The organism is Thiohalobacter thiocyanaticus, assembly GCF_003932505.1.
Taxonomy (GTDB): Bacteria; Pseudomonadota; Gammaproteobacteria; order Thiohalobacterales; family Thiohalobacteraceae; genus Thiohalobacter; species Thiohalobacter thiocyanaticus.
This window is the reverse complement of record NZ_QZMU01000001.1, coordinates 879,539-894,169: the sequence shown is the minus strand read 5'-3', so window position 1 is coordinate 894,169 and position 14,631 is coordinate 879,539. Positions and strand designations below refer to the sequence as shown.

Genomic DNA, 14,631 nt, shown 5'->3' with positions numbered 1-14,631 from the left:
TTAGCAGGGACGGTCGGCAGGCGTCATCCTGCCGCCGTTTTTTTCGCAGCCGGCATCACGTGCATTGGAGGTTCTGGATCTGTGCGAGCAGTTCGGCGCGCCGGTCCGGATCCCAGGTCTGCATCAGGGTCTCGACCGGTTCCATGATGCGATCCAGCCGGGTCTGGCGGATCAGGTGCTTGACCTCGAGCAGCGAGGAGGCCTGCATGCTGAAGCTGTTCAGCCCCAGTCCCAGCAGCAGCCGGCTGTAGAGAGGATCGCCGGCCATCTCGCCGCACATGGACACCGGCACCTTGTGGCGGGCGCCGGCCTGGATGATGCGCCGGATCAGATCCAGCACCGCCGGGTGGGTGGGGTCGTAGAGATAATTCACCTCGTCATCGACGCGGTCGATGGCAAGCGTGTACTGGATCAGATCGTTGGTGCCGATGGACAGGAAATCCAGCTCGGCGGCGAACATGTCCGCGGCCAGCGCGGCCGCCGGTACCTCGATCATGCCGCCGACCGGCATGGCGGCATCGAAGTCCTTACCCTCGGCGGCCAGCTCCTGCTTGACCTCCGCGATCAGGGCCAGGGCCTGGCGCAGTTCGCCCAGGCTGGAGAGCATGGGCAGCATCATCTCCACCGGGCCCAGGGCAGCGGCCCGCAGTACCGCCTTGAGCTGGGGCCGGAACAGGCTCGGGTCGTGCAGGCACAGACGGATGGCGCGCAGGCCCAGGGCGGGATTGGCGCAGTGATGCGCCGTTTCCTGGTCCAGCGCCTTGTCCGCGCCCAGGTCCAGGGTGCGGATGGTCAGCGGCCGGCCGCGGAGCTGGTCGATGACAGCGCGGTAGTGTTCGAGCTGCTCCTCCTCGTCCGGCGTGTCCTCGCGATTCATGTACAGGAACTCGGTGCGGTACAGGCCCACGCCTTCGGCACCGGCGTCGATGACCTCCTCGACATCCTCCAGCAGCTCGATGTTGCCCAGCAGCCGGATGGAGACGCCATCCTGCGTGCAGGCCGGTTCGTACCGGGTCTTGACCAGGACGTGGGCTCGTTCCAGCTCCTCTGCCTGGCGCTGGCGGTAATGCTCGAGCACGGGCGCGTCGGCGCCGGCCAGCACCAGGCCTTCCTGGCCGTCCAGGATCAGAGTCTCCCCATCCTGGATGTAGCGGTGGATGTTGTGCACGCCGACCAGGGTCGGGATGCGCAGACTGCGGGCGACGATGGCGGTGTGCGACAGCGGCCCGCCGTACTCGGTGATGAAGCCGGCTGCGCCCTGGTGATACAGCAGTACGGCGTCGGCCGGGGTCAGCTCGTCGGCCAGCACGATGCTGCCCTTGAGGTGGTCAGCAGCCCCCAGGTCCTGGACTTTCTCGTCGTGTACCAGCAGGCGCTGAATGCGGCTGACCACATGGTCGATGTCGTCCTTGCGGGTGCGCAGGTAGGCGTCGTCCATGGCCTCGAACACCTGCACCAGGGCGTCGCGCTGCTGCTTGAGCGCCCACTCGGCATTGATGCCCTGGTTGCGGATGAGCAGTTCCGGGGCCACCGTCAGGGTGGAGTCCTCCAGCATCAACAGGTGGGTGTCGATGAACTCGACGATGTCGGCGCTGGTGTCGGGGGGGATACGGCCGCGAATGCCGCGCAACTGCTCGCGCGCCCCGCCAAGGGCCAGGCGGAAGCGCTCGACCTCGGCCTCGATCAGATCTTCGGTGATCCGGTATTCGGTGACGTCGAGATGGTGGCGTTCGAGCAGGTGGGCCCTGCCGATGGCAATGCCGCGCGAGACGCCGATGCCCGAAAGCTGCACGGCCACCTGTCAGTCAGCCTTATTCCGGTTCATGGAAACGCTCCCCGATCAGTTTCTCGATGGCGGCCATGGCCTCGGCTTCGTCGCTGCCCTCGGCGCTCACCTCCAGGGTGGTGCCTCTGGAGGCGGCCAGCATCATGATGCCCATGATGCTCTTGCCGTTGACCTGCTGGCCGTTGCGGGCGATCTTAATGTTGCTGTCGAACTCCGAAGCCAGGGTGACCAGCTTGGCCGCCGCGCGTGCGTGCAGGCCCAGCTTGTTGATGATGGTGAGTTCTTTTTTCTGCATTGCATTATCCTAGAAACCACAGTTGAACGCGCCCGAGTGTGTGGCTGGCGTGTTCGCTGGCACGGCGCGACGACGCTGCAGGGCCATCCCCTGCAAGGAGGAACAACACCGCCAGCGGGCGCGCCGGACGTGCAATCGGGCGCGTAGCGCTCTCACCCGTCCGGTAATGCCTGTCAAAAATGAAAATTTTTGCATTCCTCAGCCCTGTGGATTCATTGAGCGGTCAACTGTGGTTTCTAGGATCACCGTTCCTGCGGGTGGCAGGGCAGCACGCCGTCGCGCCCGCCTGACAGGGCCTTCTCCTCCAGCTCCGGCAGGCTCAGGCGGGGGTAGTTCAGCACCCGTACCAGCATGGGCAGATTGATGCCGGCCACGACGCTGGCGGTGACATGATCCTGTACCCGGGTGGCGATGTTGCTGGGGGTGGAGCCGTACATGTCGGTCAGGATCAGCACGCCCATGCCGGAATCGAGTTCGCGGCCGTATTCGATGGCGCTGGCCAGCGTGGCGTCGGGGTCGCAGTCGAAGCTGGCCTTGAGCGCACGCGTCTCCAGCGGGCACACCCCCAGCATGTGGGTGGCGGTGTGCAGCAGCATCCTGCCAATGTCGCCGTGGGTGATGATCAGCAGACCGACGCTCATGAGAGTTCCCGGTGACGGACCAGCACGGAAGGATATCGGTCGGCGAAGTGTTTGCCCAGCCTTTCGGCCATGTAGACCGAGCGGTGCTGGCCACCGGTGCAGCCGAGCGCCACGGTCAGGTAGCGCCGGCTCCCCTTCTCGAAGGCCGGCAGCCAGTCGTCGAGAAAACGGCACAGCTCCCGGAACATGGCGTCCACCGGTGACTGCTCCTCCAGGTAGGCAATCACCGCCTGGTCGCGGCCGGTCAGCGGCCGCAGGCCCTGGATCCAGTGCGGGTTGGGCAGACAGCGCACGTCGAAGACGAAGTCGGCATCGTCCGGCAGGCCGTGTTTGTAGCCGAAGGATTTGAACAGCAGCGACAGGCGGTCGGGCCGGCTGTCGGCCAGGCGCTCCTGCACCAGGTCGCGCAGCTGATGCAGGTTGGTGTGGGTGGTGTCGATGTGCAGGGTGGCGCTGGCGGAAATGGGCTCGAGCAGGTTGCGCTCGCTGCGGATGGCGTCGGCCAGAGTGGTGTCGCCGCCGGTCAGCGGGTGTTTGCGGCGGGTCTCGCTGAAGCGCTTGAGCAGGGTCTCGTCCGAGGCCTGCAGGAAGACGATCTGGGTCTGGATGTCCTGGGCCTCGAGCCCGGCGAGAATGTCGCGGAAGCGGGACAGGTCCTGGCGGTGGTTGCGGGCATCGATGCCGACGGCGGCGCGGTCCTGGCGAGCGGTGGTCAGTTCGCGGGCGAGCGGCTCCAGCAGGGCGACTGGCAGGTTGTCCACGCAGTAGTAGCCCAGGTCTTCCAGGGTGTTCAGGGCCACGCTCTTGCCCGAGCCCGACAGCCCGCTGACGATGATGAGTTTCATTCAGGCGTTTGCTGAATCTGTTCCCGCTGTCGTTGAATGAGTTCCTCGCCGGCGTCGTGGCCGCGCATGGTCAGGATGTGCTTGCGGGCGGCGGCCTCCACCAGTACCGCCAGGTTGCGGCCCGGCGCCACCGGCAGGGTGATCTCCGGCACCTCCACCTCCAGGATGCGCCGGGTGTGGTAGCTGCCGCGCAGGCGGTCGATCTGGCGCAGCGCGTCGTCCTCCATCTGCTGCAGGTGGATGATCAGGCGCAGGTACTTGCTGTACTTGATCGCGCTCTCGCCGTACATGGCGCGGATGTTGAGGATACCAAGGCCGCGCACCTCCAGGAAGTCGCGCAGTACCGGCGGGCAGGTGCCGCTCAGGATGTCCGGGGCGACCTGGGCGAACTCGGGGCTGTCATCGGCGATCAGACGGTGGCCGCGGCTGATCAGCTCCAGCGCCAGCTCGCTCTTGCCGATGGCGGCATCGCCGGTGATCAGCAGCCCGATGCCCATGACCTCCATGAACACGCCGTGGATGACCAGCTTGGTGGAATGATAGTGGGCGTAGTAGTACTCGATGTGGTTGATCAGCTCCGGCCCGTGCTGGGTGGAGGTGAGCAGCGGCGTGCCCTTGAGCGCGGCCGCCTGGAGCAGGTCGGCCGGCGGCTCGATATTGGCCAGGATGACGGCGTCGGTGACGGGGGCGAACAGGTGATCGAGTGCTTCGTCCCGGCGTTCGGGTTCCAGGTCGTTCAGATAGGCCAGCTCGATCCGGTCGATGATCTGGATGCAGTGATTATGGATGAAGTTGAGGTGCCCGACCAGGGAGCCCGTCTGGGCGTCGTCGGTGCTGTCGAAGTGCAGGGAGCGTTCGCGCTCACCGCTGACCCAGGTCAGACCGAGGCGCCGCTGCAGGGCATCGAACAGCTCGCCCACGGTCAGGTGCCTGCTCATGCCGATTCGCGCTGCCGGGCGTCCTGGGTCAGAAAACGTTGATACAGCTCCTCGCCGGTGGCGGCGTGGCGCAGGTCCTCGGTGAAGCCCTTGTCGCTGAAGCGCCGGGCCAGGTCGGCCAGGATCTGCAGGTGTTCGTCGGTGGATTCGGCCGGCACCAACAGGGCGAACATGAGATCGACCGGCTGGTGGTCGATGGCATCGAAGTCGATGGCCGGGTCCAGGCTGGCGAAGGCGCCCAGCGGCTCCGTGAGGCCGGCCAGACGGCCGTGGGGCAGGGCCACGCCCTGGCCCAGGCCGGTGCTGCCCAGGCGCTCGCGCCCGATCAGGCTGTCGAAGATCTCCTCCGGCGTGAGGCTGGGGGCATGGCCGGCGAGCAGCTCGGCCAGTTGTTCCAGGGCGCGCTTCTTGCTGGTGGTACCGAGCCGGGCGACGACCCGTTGCGGGCTGATAAGTTCGGTGATATTCATGGTCTCCGCTGTTTCCTCCTGCCGGACGGGTCGGCCCGGCGCCGGGTTTATTCCGCGGTGGATGTCTTGACGTTGTTGCCTTCGGCGCGGTGGTGATCCTTGAGCTTTTCCTTGTGCTTCTTCACCTGCCGATCGAGTTTGTCGACCAGGGCATCGATGGCGGCGTACATGTCTTCCTCGGTGCTGTCGGCGAAGATCTTGCCGCCGTTGACGTTGATCGTGGCCTCGGCGTTCTGGCGCAGCTTTTCCACACTCAGCACGACATGGATGTCGGTCACATTGTCGAAATGCCGTTCCAGGCGTTCCATCTTGCTGTTGACGTAGTCGCGCAGGGCGTCGGTGATGTCAACGTGGTGACCGGTGAGAATGATTTGCATGGCGCCACTCCTTAAGGTGCGGATGATATGTAGAGGTTCAGGCGAGTCGTTTGCGTTCATTGGACGGCGGAATGGCCATCGCCTCGCGGTATTTGGCGATCGTGCGTCGCGCAACATTGATACCTTCGTCGGATAGCAGATCGGCGATCTTGCTGTCACTCAGGGGCTTGGCGGGGTTCTCGCCCGCCACCAGTTTCTTGATCATGGCCCGGATGGCCGTGGCGGAACATTCGCCGCCGTCGGCGGTGCCGACATGGCTGGAGAAGAAGTACTTGAACTCGTAGATGCCGCGCGGGGTGTGCATGTATTTCTGGGTTGTGACCCTCGATATGGTCGATTCATGCATTTCCACCGCCTCGGCCACGTCGCGCAGCACCAGCGGCTTCATCGCCTCTTCTCCATAATCGAAGAATGCGCGCTGACGCTCGACAATGCAACGCCCTACCTTGAGCAGGGTCTCGTTGCGGCTCTGCAGGCTTTTGATGAACCAGCGAGCCTCCTGCAGGTGGTTGCGCAGGTAGTTGTTGTCGGCGCTGTTGTCGGCCCGTTTCACCAGACCGGCGTACTGCGAATTGATGCGCAGCTTGGGCACGGCGTCAGGGTTGAGCTCCACCCGCCACTGGCCCTTCTTGTCCTTATGGACGAAGACGTCGGGGATGACGTACTCGGCGGTGGCGGTGGAGATGGCCGAGCCCGGGCGCGGGTTCAGGGTCTGGATCAGGCCGATCACTTCCTGCAGCTCCGGCTGGCTGAGCTTGAGGCGGCGCATCAGCTGCTGATAGTCGCGCCCGCCCAGCAGTTCCAGGTGCTGCTGGATCAGCTTCAGCGCGGTGTCGCGCCAGGGGGTGTCCGGGTCGAGCTGCCTGAGCTGGATCTCCAGGCACTCGCCGGGCGAGCGGGCGCCGACCCCGATGGGGTCGAAGTGCTGGATGCGGTGCAGTACCGCCTCGACCTCGTCGAACTCGAGTTCCGGATGGCTTTCCAGCAGGCCCTGGTGGATGTCCTCCAGCGGCATGCCCAGATAGCCATCGTCGTTGATGGAATCGATGATGGCGGTGGCGATGGCCTGGTCGGTCTCGGTGAAGGGCGACATCTCCATCTGCCAGGTGAGATGCTCCTGCAGGCTTTCGCTGCCGGTGTTGTGTGTCTCCAGGTAGTCGCGGTCGTCATCGCCGGCGGGGGCGCTGTAGCTGGTCGCACCGGAGTCGTAGATGTCGTCCCAGCCGGTGTCCACCGGCAGGTCGTCGGGGATGTCGTTGGCGGTGGCGCCCAGGTCGGAATCGGCCTGGCTGTATTCGGTTTCGCCGCCGGTCTCGGCCGACTCGGTCGCGGCCTCCTTGACGGTTTCGGCCTCGGCCTCGCTGCGGTCTTCGGCCTCGGTCCGGGGTTCCGCCTCGGTCCCGTCGACAGCCTCCAGCATCAGGTTGGAATCCAGCGCCTGCTGGATTTCCATCTGCAGCTCCAGGGTCGACAGCTGCAGCAGCCGGATGGCCTGCTGCAGCTGGGGTGTCATGGTGAGATGCTGACCAAGACGAAGCTGTATCGACTGTTTCATATAGTTGTGTGTCGGGGATCGCGTCGCTGCATGATGGGACAGGCTGATTTACCCTGCAAGCATTTATTGTGCCACTGAATGGACGGCCTTTGCTAGAGGCTGAAATTTTCGCCTAGATAACAATTTCTTACCTGTTCGTTGGCCAGAACCTCCGCCGGGCTGCCGGCGGCGATTTCAATGCCTTCGTTGAGGATATAGGCACGATCGCAGATTCCTAAAGTCTCGCGCACGTTGTGGTCGGTGATCAGCACGCCGATATCACGGTCGCACAGGTGCTTGACGATCTGCTGGATGTCGCCGACCGAGATGGGGTCGACCCCGGCGAAGGGCTCGTCCAGCAGGATGAAGCGCGGTTCGGCGGCCAGCGCCCGGGCGATCTCCACCCGCCGGCGCTCGCCGCCGGACAGGCTGATGCCGGTCTGCTCGGTCAGGTGGCTGATGTGCAGTTCCGCCAGCAGGGCCTCCAGGCGCTGCTCGCGCCCGGCGCGGTCCAGTTCCCTGCGCGTCTCCAGGATGGCGAGCAGGTTGTCCCGCACGCTGAGCTTGCGGAACACGGATGCCTCCTGCGGCAGATAGCCCACGCCGTGGCGGGCGCGCACGTGCATGGGGGCGGCGGTCAGATCCCGACCGTCGATCTCGATGCGTCCGCCGTCGCAGGGGATCAGACCGACGATCATGTAGAAGCAGGTGGTCTTGCCGGCGCCGTTGGGGCCGAGCAGGCCGACCACCTCGCCGCTGGCGACCTCGACCGAAACCCGGTCGACGACGGTGCGCGACTTGAAGCGTTTGACCAGCTCGGTGGCGATGAGGCGCGGCATGGGCGGCTTACTCTTGCGAGTTGCGTGGCTGGATGGTGATACGGACCCGGTCGCCTTCGCCCTCGCCGGCGTTGACCACGTCCCGGGCAACATCGTAGACGATGCGTTCGCTGCGGAATATGTCGCCGGCCTGGGTGACCTCGGCCTCGTCGATCAGGATGATGCGCTCGTTCCCGGCATAGTATTCCATGCGCAGGGATTCGGCGTAGACGTCCTCGTCCTTGTTGTCCGGACGCTGCTTGTAGGTGGCCGGCTCGCCCAGGGCCACGCCCTCGACGATCTCGCCGGCCTCGATCTGCAGGGTCAGGTGATCGGCGGTCAGGCGCATGCTGCCCTGGGTGACCACCACGTTGCCGGTGTAGACATGCACGCCGGTCTGGTCGTTGATGTCGGCATGGTCGGCCTCGATGTGCATGGGTTGGTCGCGGTCGCTGGACAGCGCCTGGACGGGCGTGTTGATCACGCATCCAAGTACGAGCAGGGACAGGGTAAGGCGGTACAGCCGACTGAGCATGGTTGTCATCCTATCGGGTTGTCCGGGCCGGGGTGTGCAGGCCCCGGACGCGGGAAAGCAGTTCCAGCTCCCCGGTGTCGAGCCGGGCACGCATGCCCACGGCCTCGACCCGCAGGTCGGTGGTGATGTAGGTGATCTTATCATCGGTGGCGGCGTAATCGCGCTCCGGCCACAGATCGAGGCTGTCGGACCAGGCCTCCACCGGGCGGTTGGCCGGCGAGCCGTCACGCTGGATCTCGACCTCGCCGCGCAGCCGGATCTCCTCGCCCTCGCTGGCGACCCAGCCGTGGCGGGCCCGGATGCGCCAGGGCGGCGCGTCGATGCGGTACAGCTCGCCGTAGGGCCGGCTCAGCTCGGTGCTGTCGTCGTGGGGGAAATGCTCCATGCGGTCGGCCCACAGCCGGTACTCCAGCACCCCCTCGGCATTGAACTGCGACAGTACCGCGCCGGTGGCGAAGGCGTCCGGATGCCGTGCGGCAGAGGCGGTCTCCGGTGCGTCCCCGCGGGTGGCCTGCTGGTAGATCCAGCCGCTCAGGCCGGCGAACAGCGCCAGCAGCAGGAGGGCCGGCCAGTGTCGCTGACGGATCAAAGATAGCTTTCCAGTTCCTGTTCGAGCTTGCCGCGGGCTTCGATCAGCAGCTCGCACACATCGCGCGCCGCACCGCGTCCGCCGCCGCTGGGGGTGATCCAGTGGGCATGCTTCTTGACGAAGGGATGGGCGTCCTGCACGGCGATGGCCAGGCCGACCCGGCTCATGATGGGCAGATCCACCACATCGTCGCCGACATAGGCGCATTGCTCCGGGTTTACGTCCAGGCGGGCGATCAGCTCCTCGAAGGCCGGCAGCTTGTCCAGCTGGCCCTGGTAGACATGGGTGATGCCCAGGTTGCGCACCCGGTGCTCGACCACCTGCGAGGTGCGGCCGGTGATGATGCCGATCTCGACGTCGTATTTCTTCAGCATCTTGATGCCGTGGCCGTCGCGGGAGTTGAAGGCCTTGTATTCCTGGCCGTCGTCGCCGTAGAACAGCGAGCCGTCGGTGAGTACACCGTCGACGTCGAAGATGACCAGTTTGATGTTGGCGGCTTTCTCAATGATGTCTTGCATGATGTCGGTCTTGTGTCCCGTAAATGAAATTGTCGTCATTGCGAGCCGCGAAAGCGGCGCGGCAATCTCGTGATGCTCAGGAAGCCTTGAGAGATTGCTTCGTCACTGCTCCCATAGAATCCCTTCGGGCTTCATCATGGGTACCCCACCCTTCGGGTCTGGGCATCGCAATGACGGGGAGTCTTTAATGGGGCCGGGGCCATAGGCACTGGGTTCGGTTATACCACCCCCGCCCGCAGCAGATCGTGCATGCCCAGGGCGCCGACGAGATGCTGCCCCTCATCGACTATCAGCAGGGCATTGATCTTGCGGCTGTCCATGATGGCCAGCGCCTCGGCGGCCAGCAGACCGGGCTGGATGGTGATGCAGTCGGGCGTCATCAGCGAGGCCACGTCGGTGTTGTGCAGATCCACGTTGTGATCCACCGCCCGGCGCAGATCGCCATCGGTGAAGATGCCGATGACCCGGTCCTGGTCGTCCAGCACCGCGGTCATGCCCAGCCCCTTGCGGGTCATTTCGTGCAGGGTCTCGGTGATGGGGGCGTGACTGCGCACCTGGGGGATGGTGTCGCCCGTGTGCATGATGTCGTCGATGCGCAGCAGCAGACGCCGGCCCAGGCTGCCGCCGGGGTGCGACAGCGCGAAGTCCTCGGCGGTGAAGCCGCGCACCTCCAGCATGGCGATGGCCAGCGCGTCGCCCATGGCCAGGGTGGCGGTGGTGCTGGAGGTCGGCGCCAGCCCGAGCGGGCAGGCCTCGCGATCCACGCCCACGTCGATGTGGGTGTTGGCCGCGCGCGCCAGGGTGGAGGCGGGATTGCCGGTCAGGGCGATCAGCGGCACTTCCAGGCGCTTGATGATGGGCAGGATGGTGAGCAGCTCCTGGGTCTCGCCCGAATTGGAGATGGCTAGCACCACGTCCTTCGGGGTGATCATGCCCAGATCGCCGTGGCTGGCCTCGCCCGGGTGGACGAAGAAGGCCGGCGTGCCGGTGCTGGCGAGCGTTGCGGCGATCTTGCCGCCGATGTGCCCGGACTTGCCCATGCCCAGCACCACCACGCGTCCGTGGCATTCCAGCATCAGCCGGCAGGCGGCGACGAAGTGCTCGTCGATGCGCTCACGCAGGGCGTCCAGCGCGGCCGTTTCGGTCTCGATTACGGCCAGCCCCAGGGCCTTGAGCTTGGTGGCGTCCATCATTGAAGGACCACTAGGCTTCCGGATAACCGAGTTCGGACAGGCGGGCGGCCAGCGCGGCGCGATCCAGATCATTGCCGCTGACCTTCACGCTGCCGTCCAGGCCGGCCTTGACCGACTCGACCCCGGGCTCGGTGTGCAGGCCATCCTCGATGGTCTTCACGCAGCCGTTGCATTTGACGTTGGTGACGCTGAATTCGATTTCCATGATCCGATGTCTTTATATCTGCTGGGGAGCGATGCTCCAGTATAACAGGCCGATGTAGCTGAGATAGAGCAGCAGCAACACACTGCCCTCGAACCGGTTGATCCGCCGCGCCCGGCGCCGGTAGCTGTAGGCGAAGATCAGCAGCAATACAGTCAGGCCGGCCATGACGGAGAAGTCGCGGCTGAGCATCTCCGGCTCCACCACAGCGGGGTGGATCAGGCCCGGCAGCCCGAGCACCCCGAGCAGGTTGAACATGTTGGAGCCGATCACGTTGCCCAGGGCGATGTCGTGCTCGCCCTTGAGGGCACTCACGACGGCTGCGGCCAGCTCCGGCAGGCTGGTGCCCAGGGCGACCAGGGTCAGGCCGATGATCAGGTCCGACACCCCCATGGTCTCGGCGATGCCGATCGCCCCCCAGATCAGGACCCGGGAGCTGACCAGCAGCACCACCAGGCCCAGGGCCAGCCAGCCCAGCGCGGTCGGCATGGCCATGCCGACCGGGATCTCCTCGGTGTACTCGGTCAGCAGCGGGTCGATCGTGTCGCCGCGGCTGTTGAGCCCGAGCCAGACCAGCCAGACCAGCATGCCGGCCAGACCGAGCAGCAGCACGGTGCCGTCGCTGCGGCTGAGGTCGCCGTCGGCGACCAGCAGGTACGCCGCCAGCATGATGCCCAGCAGCACCGGGAATTCACGCCGCAGGGTGATGGAGGAGACCCGTAGCGGTACGATCAGGGCGGTCAGGCCGATGATCAGGCCGATGTTGGCGATGTTGGAACCGACGGCATTGCCCATGCCCAGACCGGGATTGCCGTCCCAGGCGGCCATGGCCGAAACCAGCATCTCCGGGGCCGAGGTGCCCATGCCGACAATGGTCAGGCCGATGATCAGTGGCGCCACGCCCAGATTGCGCGCGGTGGCGGCGGCACCGACGACGAAACGGTCGGCGCCCCAGACCAGCAGCGCGAAGCCGCCGATCACGGCCAGCAGGAACTGCCACATCATTGCGAATGGGACCTCATGGAATCCAGGGTCTGTTGACCCTATCGGGCCTCGGTACGGGTGGCGCCGCAGCGCACGCAGCGATAGCGGGTGACCAGCCGGCCGCTGTCGACATCGAAGGGCGTTCCCTTGACCGGTTCCCACTTGTGAAAGCCGCGCCGGCACAGGGTGTTGCCCTTGTGCCTGTCGGCGGCCTTCGGACGCTTGAACTGGACGATGTTGGACATGCGGCCATCCCCGGTTGTGAGGGCCAATCATACCCGATCGTCCTGCCGTACCAAATCCGTTCGGCGGCCCGCCGCGACAGGCGGTGGCAGGACGTGGTAAATTCGCCGGGTTTTTTGCTGGTACAATCGCCGTTGAATTCGCCGCAAGGGCGCGAACAGGGATCATCATCACCCGTGATCGAGACACAAGAACAAGACGACGCGGCCATCCTGGTCAGGGTCCGCGGCCTGCGGTTCGCGCGCGGCCGGCGCTGGATCTTCGACGGCGTGGATCTCGATATTCCGCGCGGCAGGATCACCGCCATCATGGGCCCCAGCGGCACCGGCAAGACCACCCTGCTGCGGCTGATCGGCGGACAGCTCAAACCCCATGCCGGCAGCATCCGGGTCGATGGCCGGGAGGTGCCGAAGCTCGGCCACACCGCCCTGTATGAGCTGCGCAAGCGCATGGGCATGCTGTTTCAGAGCGGGGCCCTGCTGACCGACATGTCGGTCTACGACAATGTCGCCTTCCCGCTGCGCGAACACACCGCCCTGGATGAACGCCTGATCCGCGACCTGGTGCTGATGAAGCTCCAGGCTGTGGGCCTGCGCGGGGCACGCGAACTGCTGCCCAACGAGCTTTCCGGTGGCATGGCCCGGCGCGTGGCCCTGGCCCGCGCCATTGCGCTCGACCCCATGATGATCATGTATGACGAGCCCTTCACCGGGCAGGACCCCATTTCCATGGGCGCGCTGGTACAGCTGATCCGGCTGCTCAACGACGCCCTCGGCCTGACCTCGGTGATCGTCTCCCACGACGTGCAGGAGACGGCTTCGATCGCCGATTACATCTATGTCGTTTCCGACGGCAAGGTGGTCGAGCACGGCCCGCCGGAGGCGCTGAACCGTTCCGAGTCGCCCTGGGTGAACCAGTTCATGCATGGTCTGCCGGACGGTCCGGTGCCCTTCCATTACCCGGGTCGCGAGTATCTCGACGATCTGCTGGACGAGGCCGGCTGAGTGTTCACGGGGCTGCTCGATACCCTGCAGCGGCTGGGCCGCGCCTGGCTGGATTTTTTCAACCGGCTGGGCCGGGGCAACCTGTTCCTGCTGCATGTGCTTGCCGGGCTGCCGGGTCTGCTGTTGCGGGTGCGGCTGCTGGTCCAGCAGATCTATTCGGTCGGTGTCCTGTCGCTGCTGATCATCCTGGTCTCGGGGCTGTTCGTGGGTATGGTGCTGGGGTTGCAGGGCTACCGCACCCTGGTGGATTACGGCGCCGAGGAATCGCTCGGCGTGATGGTCGCCCTGTCGCTGGTGCGCGAGCTGGGGCCGGTGGTCACTGCCCTGCTGTTCGCCGGCCGCGCCGGCTCGGCGCTCACCGCCGAGATCGGTCTGATGAAGGCCACCGAGCAGCTCTCCGGCATGGAGATGATGGCGGTGGATCCGGTCAAGCGGGTGATCGCGCCACGCTTCCTGGCCGGTTTCATCTCCATGCCGCTGCTGGCGGCCATCTTCAGCGCCGTGGGGGTCTACGGCGGCTCCCTGGTCGGGGTCAACCTGCTGGGTGTGGACGAGGGCGCCTTCTGGTCGCAGATGCAGTCCGCCGTGGAGCTGGAGAAGGATATCTACAATGGTGTGGTCAAGAGCATCGTGTTCGGCTTTGTGGTGACCTGGATCGCGGTGTTCGAAGGCTATGATACGGTACCCACCTCGGAGGGGGTGAGCCGGGCCACCACTCGCACGGTGGTGCACTCGGCACTGGCGGTGCTGGGGCTGGATTTTGTTCTCACGGCATTGATGTTCGGGGAAGTCTGATATGGATCGTACACGTGTGCTGGAAATCTGGGTCGGGCTGTTCGTGGCCCTGGGGCTGGCGGCCCTGTTCATGCTGGCCATGCAGGTGAGCAACCTCAGTACCCTGGGTCAGGGCAATGGCACCTACACCCTGGAGGCCCGCTTCGACAACATAGGCGGCCTGAAGGTGCGCGCGCCGGTTTCGGTAGCCGGGGTGCGGGTGGGCCGGGTGACCGGTATCGAATACGACATCAGCACCTTCGAGGCGGTGGTGGAGCTGGCCGTCGATGAGGATTATGCCGAGTTCCCGCGTGATACCTCGGCCCAGATCTTCACCGCCGGCCTGCTGGGCGAGCAGTACGTGGCGCTCGAACCCGGCGGGGCCATGGAGGTGCTGGAGCCCGGCGATGAGATCCGCCTGACCCAGTCGGCGCTGGTACTGGAGCAGATCATCGGCCAGTTCCTCTACAGCCAGGCCAGCGGGGACAAGGAGAAGTGAGTCAGGCGCGCATCCGTCCCGAAGGCGACGCAAGGCTGCGGGTGGAGGGCGATCTGAGCTTTTACTCGGTGCCGGCACTGCAGGAGCAGGCCGCTCCCCTGTTCGCCGCGGCCGCTGAACTGGACGTGGACCTGAGCGGCGTGGAACGGGCCGACAGCGCCGGCCTGGCCCTGCTCATCGAATGGATGCGCGAGGCCCGGCGCCTGGACAAGCCGCTGCGCCTGCTCAACATGCCGGCCCAGATGCTGGACATCGCCCGGGTCAGCAGCCTGGACGAGATCCTGCCGCTGGCGCGGGACTGAGTCCGCCGGGGCCTGCCGGCCGCGGCGTCCGCCATTACCCTGGCCGTCAAAAGCCGTTATCATGGCCCGCCCTGTACCCGCATC

At 65.6% G+C, this 14,631-nt stretch carries 20 protein-coding genes; 4 read left to right on the top strand and 16 right to left on the bottom strand.

Annotation, left to right across the window (positions count from 1 at the left end):
- Positions 1-55: 55 nt before the first annotated feature.
- The 16 genes from ptsP to D6C00_RS04145 all read right to left on the bottom strand — a co-directional run bounded on the left by ptsP (position 56) and on the right by D6C00_RS04145 (position 11,970).
- A complete protein-coding gene (gene ptsP, locus D6C00_RS04220) occupies positions 56-1,798 on the bottom strand; it encodes a phosphoenolpyruvate--protein phosphotransferase (protein WP_125180451.1) in 1,743 nt (580 codons plus the stop codon).
- Positions 1,799-1,811: 13 nt separating this feature from the next.
- On the bottom strand, positions 1,812-2,081 hold the full coding sequence (locus tag D6C00_RS04215) for an HPr family phosphocarrier protein (protein ID WP_125180450.1): 270 nt from the start codon (positions 2,079-2,081) through the stop codon (positions 1,812-1,814).
- Positions 2,082-2,323: 242 nt separating this feature from the next.
- On the bottom strand, positions 2,324-2,722 hold the full coding sequence (locus D6C00_RS04210; RefSeq protein ID WP_125180449.1) for a PTS sugar transporter subunit IIA: 399 nt from the start codon (positions 2,720-2,722) through the stop codon (positions 2,324-2,326).
- Positions 2,719-3,567, bottom strand: a complete 849-nt coding sequence (gene rapZ, locus D6C00_RS04205; RefSeq protein ID WP_125180448.1) for an RNase adapter RapZ — start codon at positions 3,565-3,567, stop codon at positions 2,719-2,721. Before rapZ ends, D6C00_RS04210 begins: the two co-directional genes overlap by 4 nt.
- Positions 3,564-4,505 carry an HPr(Ser) kinase/phosphatase gene (gene hprK / locus D6C00_RS04200; RefSeq protein WP_125180447.1) on the bottom strand — a complete coding sequence of 314 codons (942 nt, stop codon included), beginning with the start codon at positions 4,503-4,505 and terminating at the stop codon, positions 3,564-3,566. Before hprK ends, rapZ begins: the two co-directional genes overlap by 4 nt.
- A complete protein-coding gene (gene ptsN, locus D6C00_RS04195; RefSeq protein WP_125180446.1) occupies positions 4,502-4,975 on the bottom strand; it encodes a PTS IIA-like nitrogen regulatory protein PtsN in 474 nt (157 codons plus the stop codon). Before ptsN ends, hprK begins: the two co-directional genes overlap by 4 nt.
- 47 nt (positions 4,976-5,022) lie before the next feature.
- A complete protein-coding gene (hpf, locus tag D6C00_RS04190) occupies positions 5,023-5,352 on the bottom strand; it encodes a ribosome hibernation-promoting factor, HPF/YfiA family (RefSeq protein ID WP_125180445.1) in 330 nt (109 codons plus the stop codon).
- A gap of 37 nt (positions 5,353-5,389) precedes the next feature.
- On the bottom strand, positions 5,390-6,907 hold the full coding sequence (locus D6C00_RS04185) for an RNA polymerase factor sigma-54 (RefSeq protein WP_125180444.1): 1,518 nt from the start codon (positions 6,905-6,907) through the stop codon (positions 5,390-5,392).
- Between the two features lie 92 nt (positions 6,908-6,999).
- On the bottom strand, positions 7,000-7,725 hold the full coding sequence (gene lptB / locus D6C00_RS04180) for an LPS export ABC transporter ATP-binding protein (RefSeq protein WP_125180443.1): 726 nt from the start codon (positions 7,723-7,725) through the stop codon (positions 7,000-7,002).
- A gap of 7 nt (positions 7,726-7,732) precedes the next feature.
- On the bottom strand, positions 7,733-8,239 hold the full coding sequence (gene lptA, locus D6C00_RS04175) for a lipopolysaccharide transport periplasmic protein LptA (protein WP_158675281.1): 507 nt from the start codon (positions 8,237-8,239) through the stop codon (positions 7,733-7,735).
- Positions 8,240-8,249: 10 nt separating this feature from the next.
- The gene (gene lptC / locus D6C00_RS04170) at positions 8,250-8,828 is read right to left on the bottom strand and encodes an LPS export ABC transporter periplasmic protein LptC (RefSeq protein ID WP_158675280.1); all 579 of its coding nucleotides are present in this window, start codon (positions 8,826-8,828) and stop codon (positions 8,250-8,252) included.
- The gene (gene kdsC / locus D6C00_RS04165; protein WP_125180440.1) at positions 8,825-9,385 is read right to left on the bottom strand and encodes a 3-deoxy-manno-octulosonate-8-phosphatase KdsC; all 561 of its coding nucleotides are present in this window, start codon (positions 9,383-9,385) and stop codon (positions 8,825-8,827) included. The genes lptC and kdsC overlap by 4 nt, the downstream gene beginning before the upstream one ends.
- A gap of 179 nt (positions 9,386-9,564) precedes the next feature.
- Positions 9,565-10,539: a KpsF/GutQ family sugar-phosphate isomerase gene (locus tag D6C00_RS04160; protein ID WP_399360125.1), complete on the bottom strand. Its 975-nt coding sequence runs from the start codon at positions 10,537-10,539 to the stop codon at positions 9,565-9,567.
- A 10-nt stretch (positions 10,540-10,549) separates the two neighbouring features.
- Positions 10,550-10,744, bottom strand: coding sequence for a heavy-metal-associated domain-containing protein (locus D6C00_RS04155; protein ID WP_125180439.1), 195 nt, complete (start codon positions 10,742-10,744; stop codon positions 10,550-10,552).
- Between the two features lie 12 nt (positions 10,745-10,756).
- Positions 10,757-11,743, bottom strand: a complete 987-nt coding sequence (locus tag D6C00_RS04150) for a calcium/sodium antiporter (RefSeq protein ID WP_125182359.1) — start codon at positions 11,741-11,743, stop codon at positions 10,757-10,759.
- 41 nt (positions 11,744-11,784) lie between these two features.
- On the bottom strand, positions 11,785-11,970 hold the full coding sequence (locus tag D6C00_RS04145; protein WP_125180438.1) for a hypothetical protein: 186 nt from the start codon (positions 11,968-11,970) through the stop codon (positions 11,785-11,787).
- A gap of 174 nt (positions 11,971-12,144) precedes the next feature.
- On the opposite strand from D6C00_RS04145, the gene D6C00_RS04140 reads away from it, so the two are divergent.
- From D6C00_RS04140 to D6C00_RS04125, 4 genes are read left to right on the top strand one after another with little or no spacing between them, the layout of a single operon-like run.
- The gene (locus D6C00_RS04140; protein ID WP_206609502.1) at positions 12,145-12,972 is read left to right on the top strand and encodes an ABC transporter ATP-binding protein; all 828 of its coding nucleotides are present in this window, start codon (positions 12,145-12,147) and stop codon (positions 12,970-12,972) included.
- A 12-nt stretch (positions 12,973-12,984) separates the two neighbouring features.
- Positions 12,985-13,767 carry a lipid asymmetry maintenance ABC transporter permease subunit MlaE gene (gene mlaE / locus D6C00_RS04135; protein WP_125182357.1) on the top strand — a complete coding sequence of 261 codons (783 nt, stop codon included), beginning with the start codon at positions 12,985-12,987 and terminating at the stop codon, positions 13,765-13,767.
- A gap of 1 nt (position 13,768) precedes the next feature.
- Positions 13,769-14,245: an outer membrane lipid asymmetry maintenance protein MlaD gene (gene mlaD, locus D6C00_RS04130; protein ID WP_125180437.1), complete on the top strand. Its 477-nt coding sequence runs from the start codon at positions 13,769-13,771 to the stop codon at positions 14,243-14,245.
- Positions 14,242-14,547, top strand: a complete 306-nt coding sequence (locus tag D6C00_RS04125; RefSeq protein ID WP_206609501.1) for an STAS domain-containing protein — start codon at positions 14,242-14,244, stop codon at positions 14,545-14,547. The genes mlaD and D6C00_RS04125 overlap by 4 nt, the downstream gene beginning before the upstream one ends.
- The last annotated feature ends 84 nt before the right edge of the window (positions 14,548-14,631 follow it).

Bases quoted from the DNA above. Each gene is read 5' to 3' on its own strand.
- rapZ (WP_125180448.1), bottom strand. From the start codon at position 3,567: ATGAAACTCATCATCGTCAGCGGGCTGTCGGGCTCGGGCAAGAGCGTG.
- lptB (WP_125180443.1), bottom strand. From the start codon at position 7,725: ATGCCGCGCCTCATCGCCACCGAGCTGGTCAAACGCTTCAAGTCGCGC.
- kdsC (WP_125180440.1), bottom strand. From the start codon at position 9,385: ATGACGACAATTTCATTTACGGGACACAAGACCGACATCATGCAAGAC.
- D6C00_RS04215 (WP_125180450.1), bottom strand. From the start codon at position 2,081: ATGCAGAAAAAAGAACTCACCATCATCAACAAGCTGGGCCTGCACGCA.
- D6C00_RS04185 (WP_125180444.1), bottom strand. From the start codon at position 6,907: ATGAAACAGTCGATACAGCTTCGTCTTGGTCAGCATCTCACCATGACA.
- D6C00_RS04160 (WP_399360125.1), bottom strand. From the start codon at position 10,539: ATGATGGACGCCACCAAGCTCAAGGCCCTGGGGCTGGCCGTAATCGAG.
- lptA (WP_158675281.1), bottom strand. From the start codon at position 8,239: ATGCTCAGTCGGCTGTACCGCCTTACCCTGTCCCTGCTCGTACTTGGA.
- D6C00_RS04210 (WP_125180449.1), bottom strand. From the start codon at position 2,722: ATGAGCGTCGGTCTGCTGATCATCACCCACGGCGACATTGGCAGGATG.
- D6C00_RS04155 (WP_125180439.1), bottom strand. From the start codon at position 10,744: ATGGAAATCGAATTCAGCGTCACCAACGTCAAATGCAACGGCTGCGTG.
- D6C00_RS04150 (WP_125182359.1), bottom strand. From the start codon at position 11,743: ATGTGGCAGTTCCTGCTGGCCGTGATCGGCGGCTTCGCGCTGCTGGTC.
- hprK (WP_125180447.1), bottom strand. From the start codon at position 4,505: ATGAGCAGGCACCTGACCGTGGGCGAGCTGTTCGATGCCCTGCAGCGG.
- ptsN (WP_125180446.1), bottom strand. From the start codon at position 4,975: ATGAATATCACCGAACTTATCAGCCCGCAACGGGTCGTCGCCCGGCTC.
- D6C00_RS04145 (WP_125180438.1), bottom strand. From the start codon at position 11,970: ATGTCCAACATCGTCCAGTTCAAGCGTCCGAAGGCCGCCGACAGGCAC.
- mlaD (WP_125180437.1), top strand. From the start codon at position 13,769: ATGGATCGTACACGTGTGCTGGAAATCTGGGTCGGGCTGTTCGTGGCC.
- hpf (WP_125180445.1), bottom strand. From the start codon at position 5,352: ATGCAAATCATTCTCACCGGTCACCACGTTGACATCACCGACGCCCTG.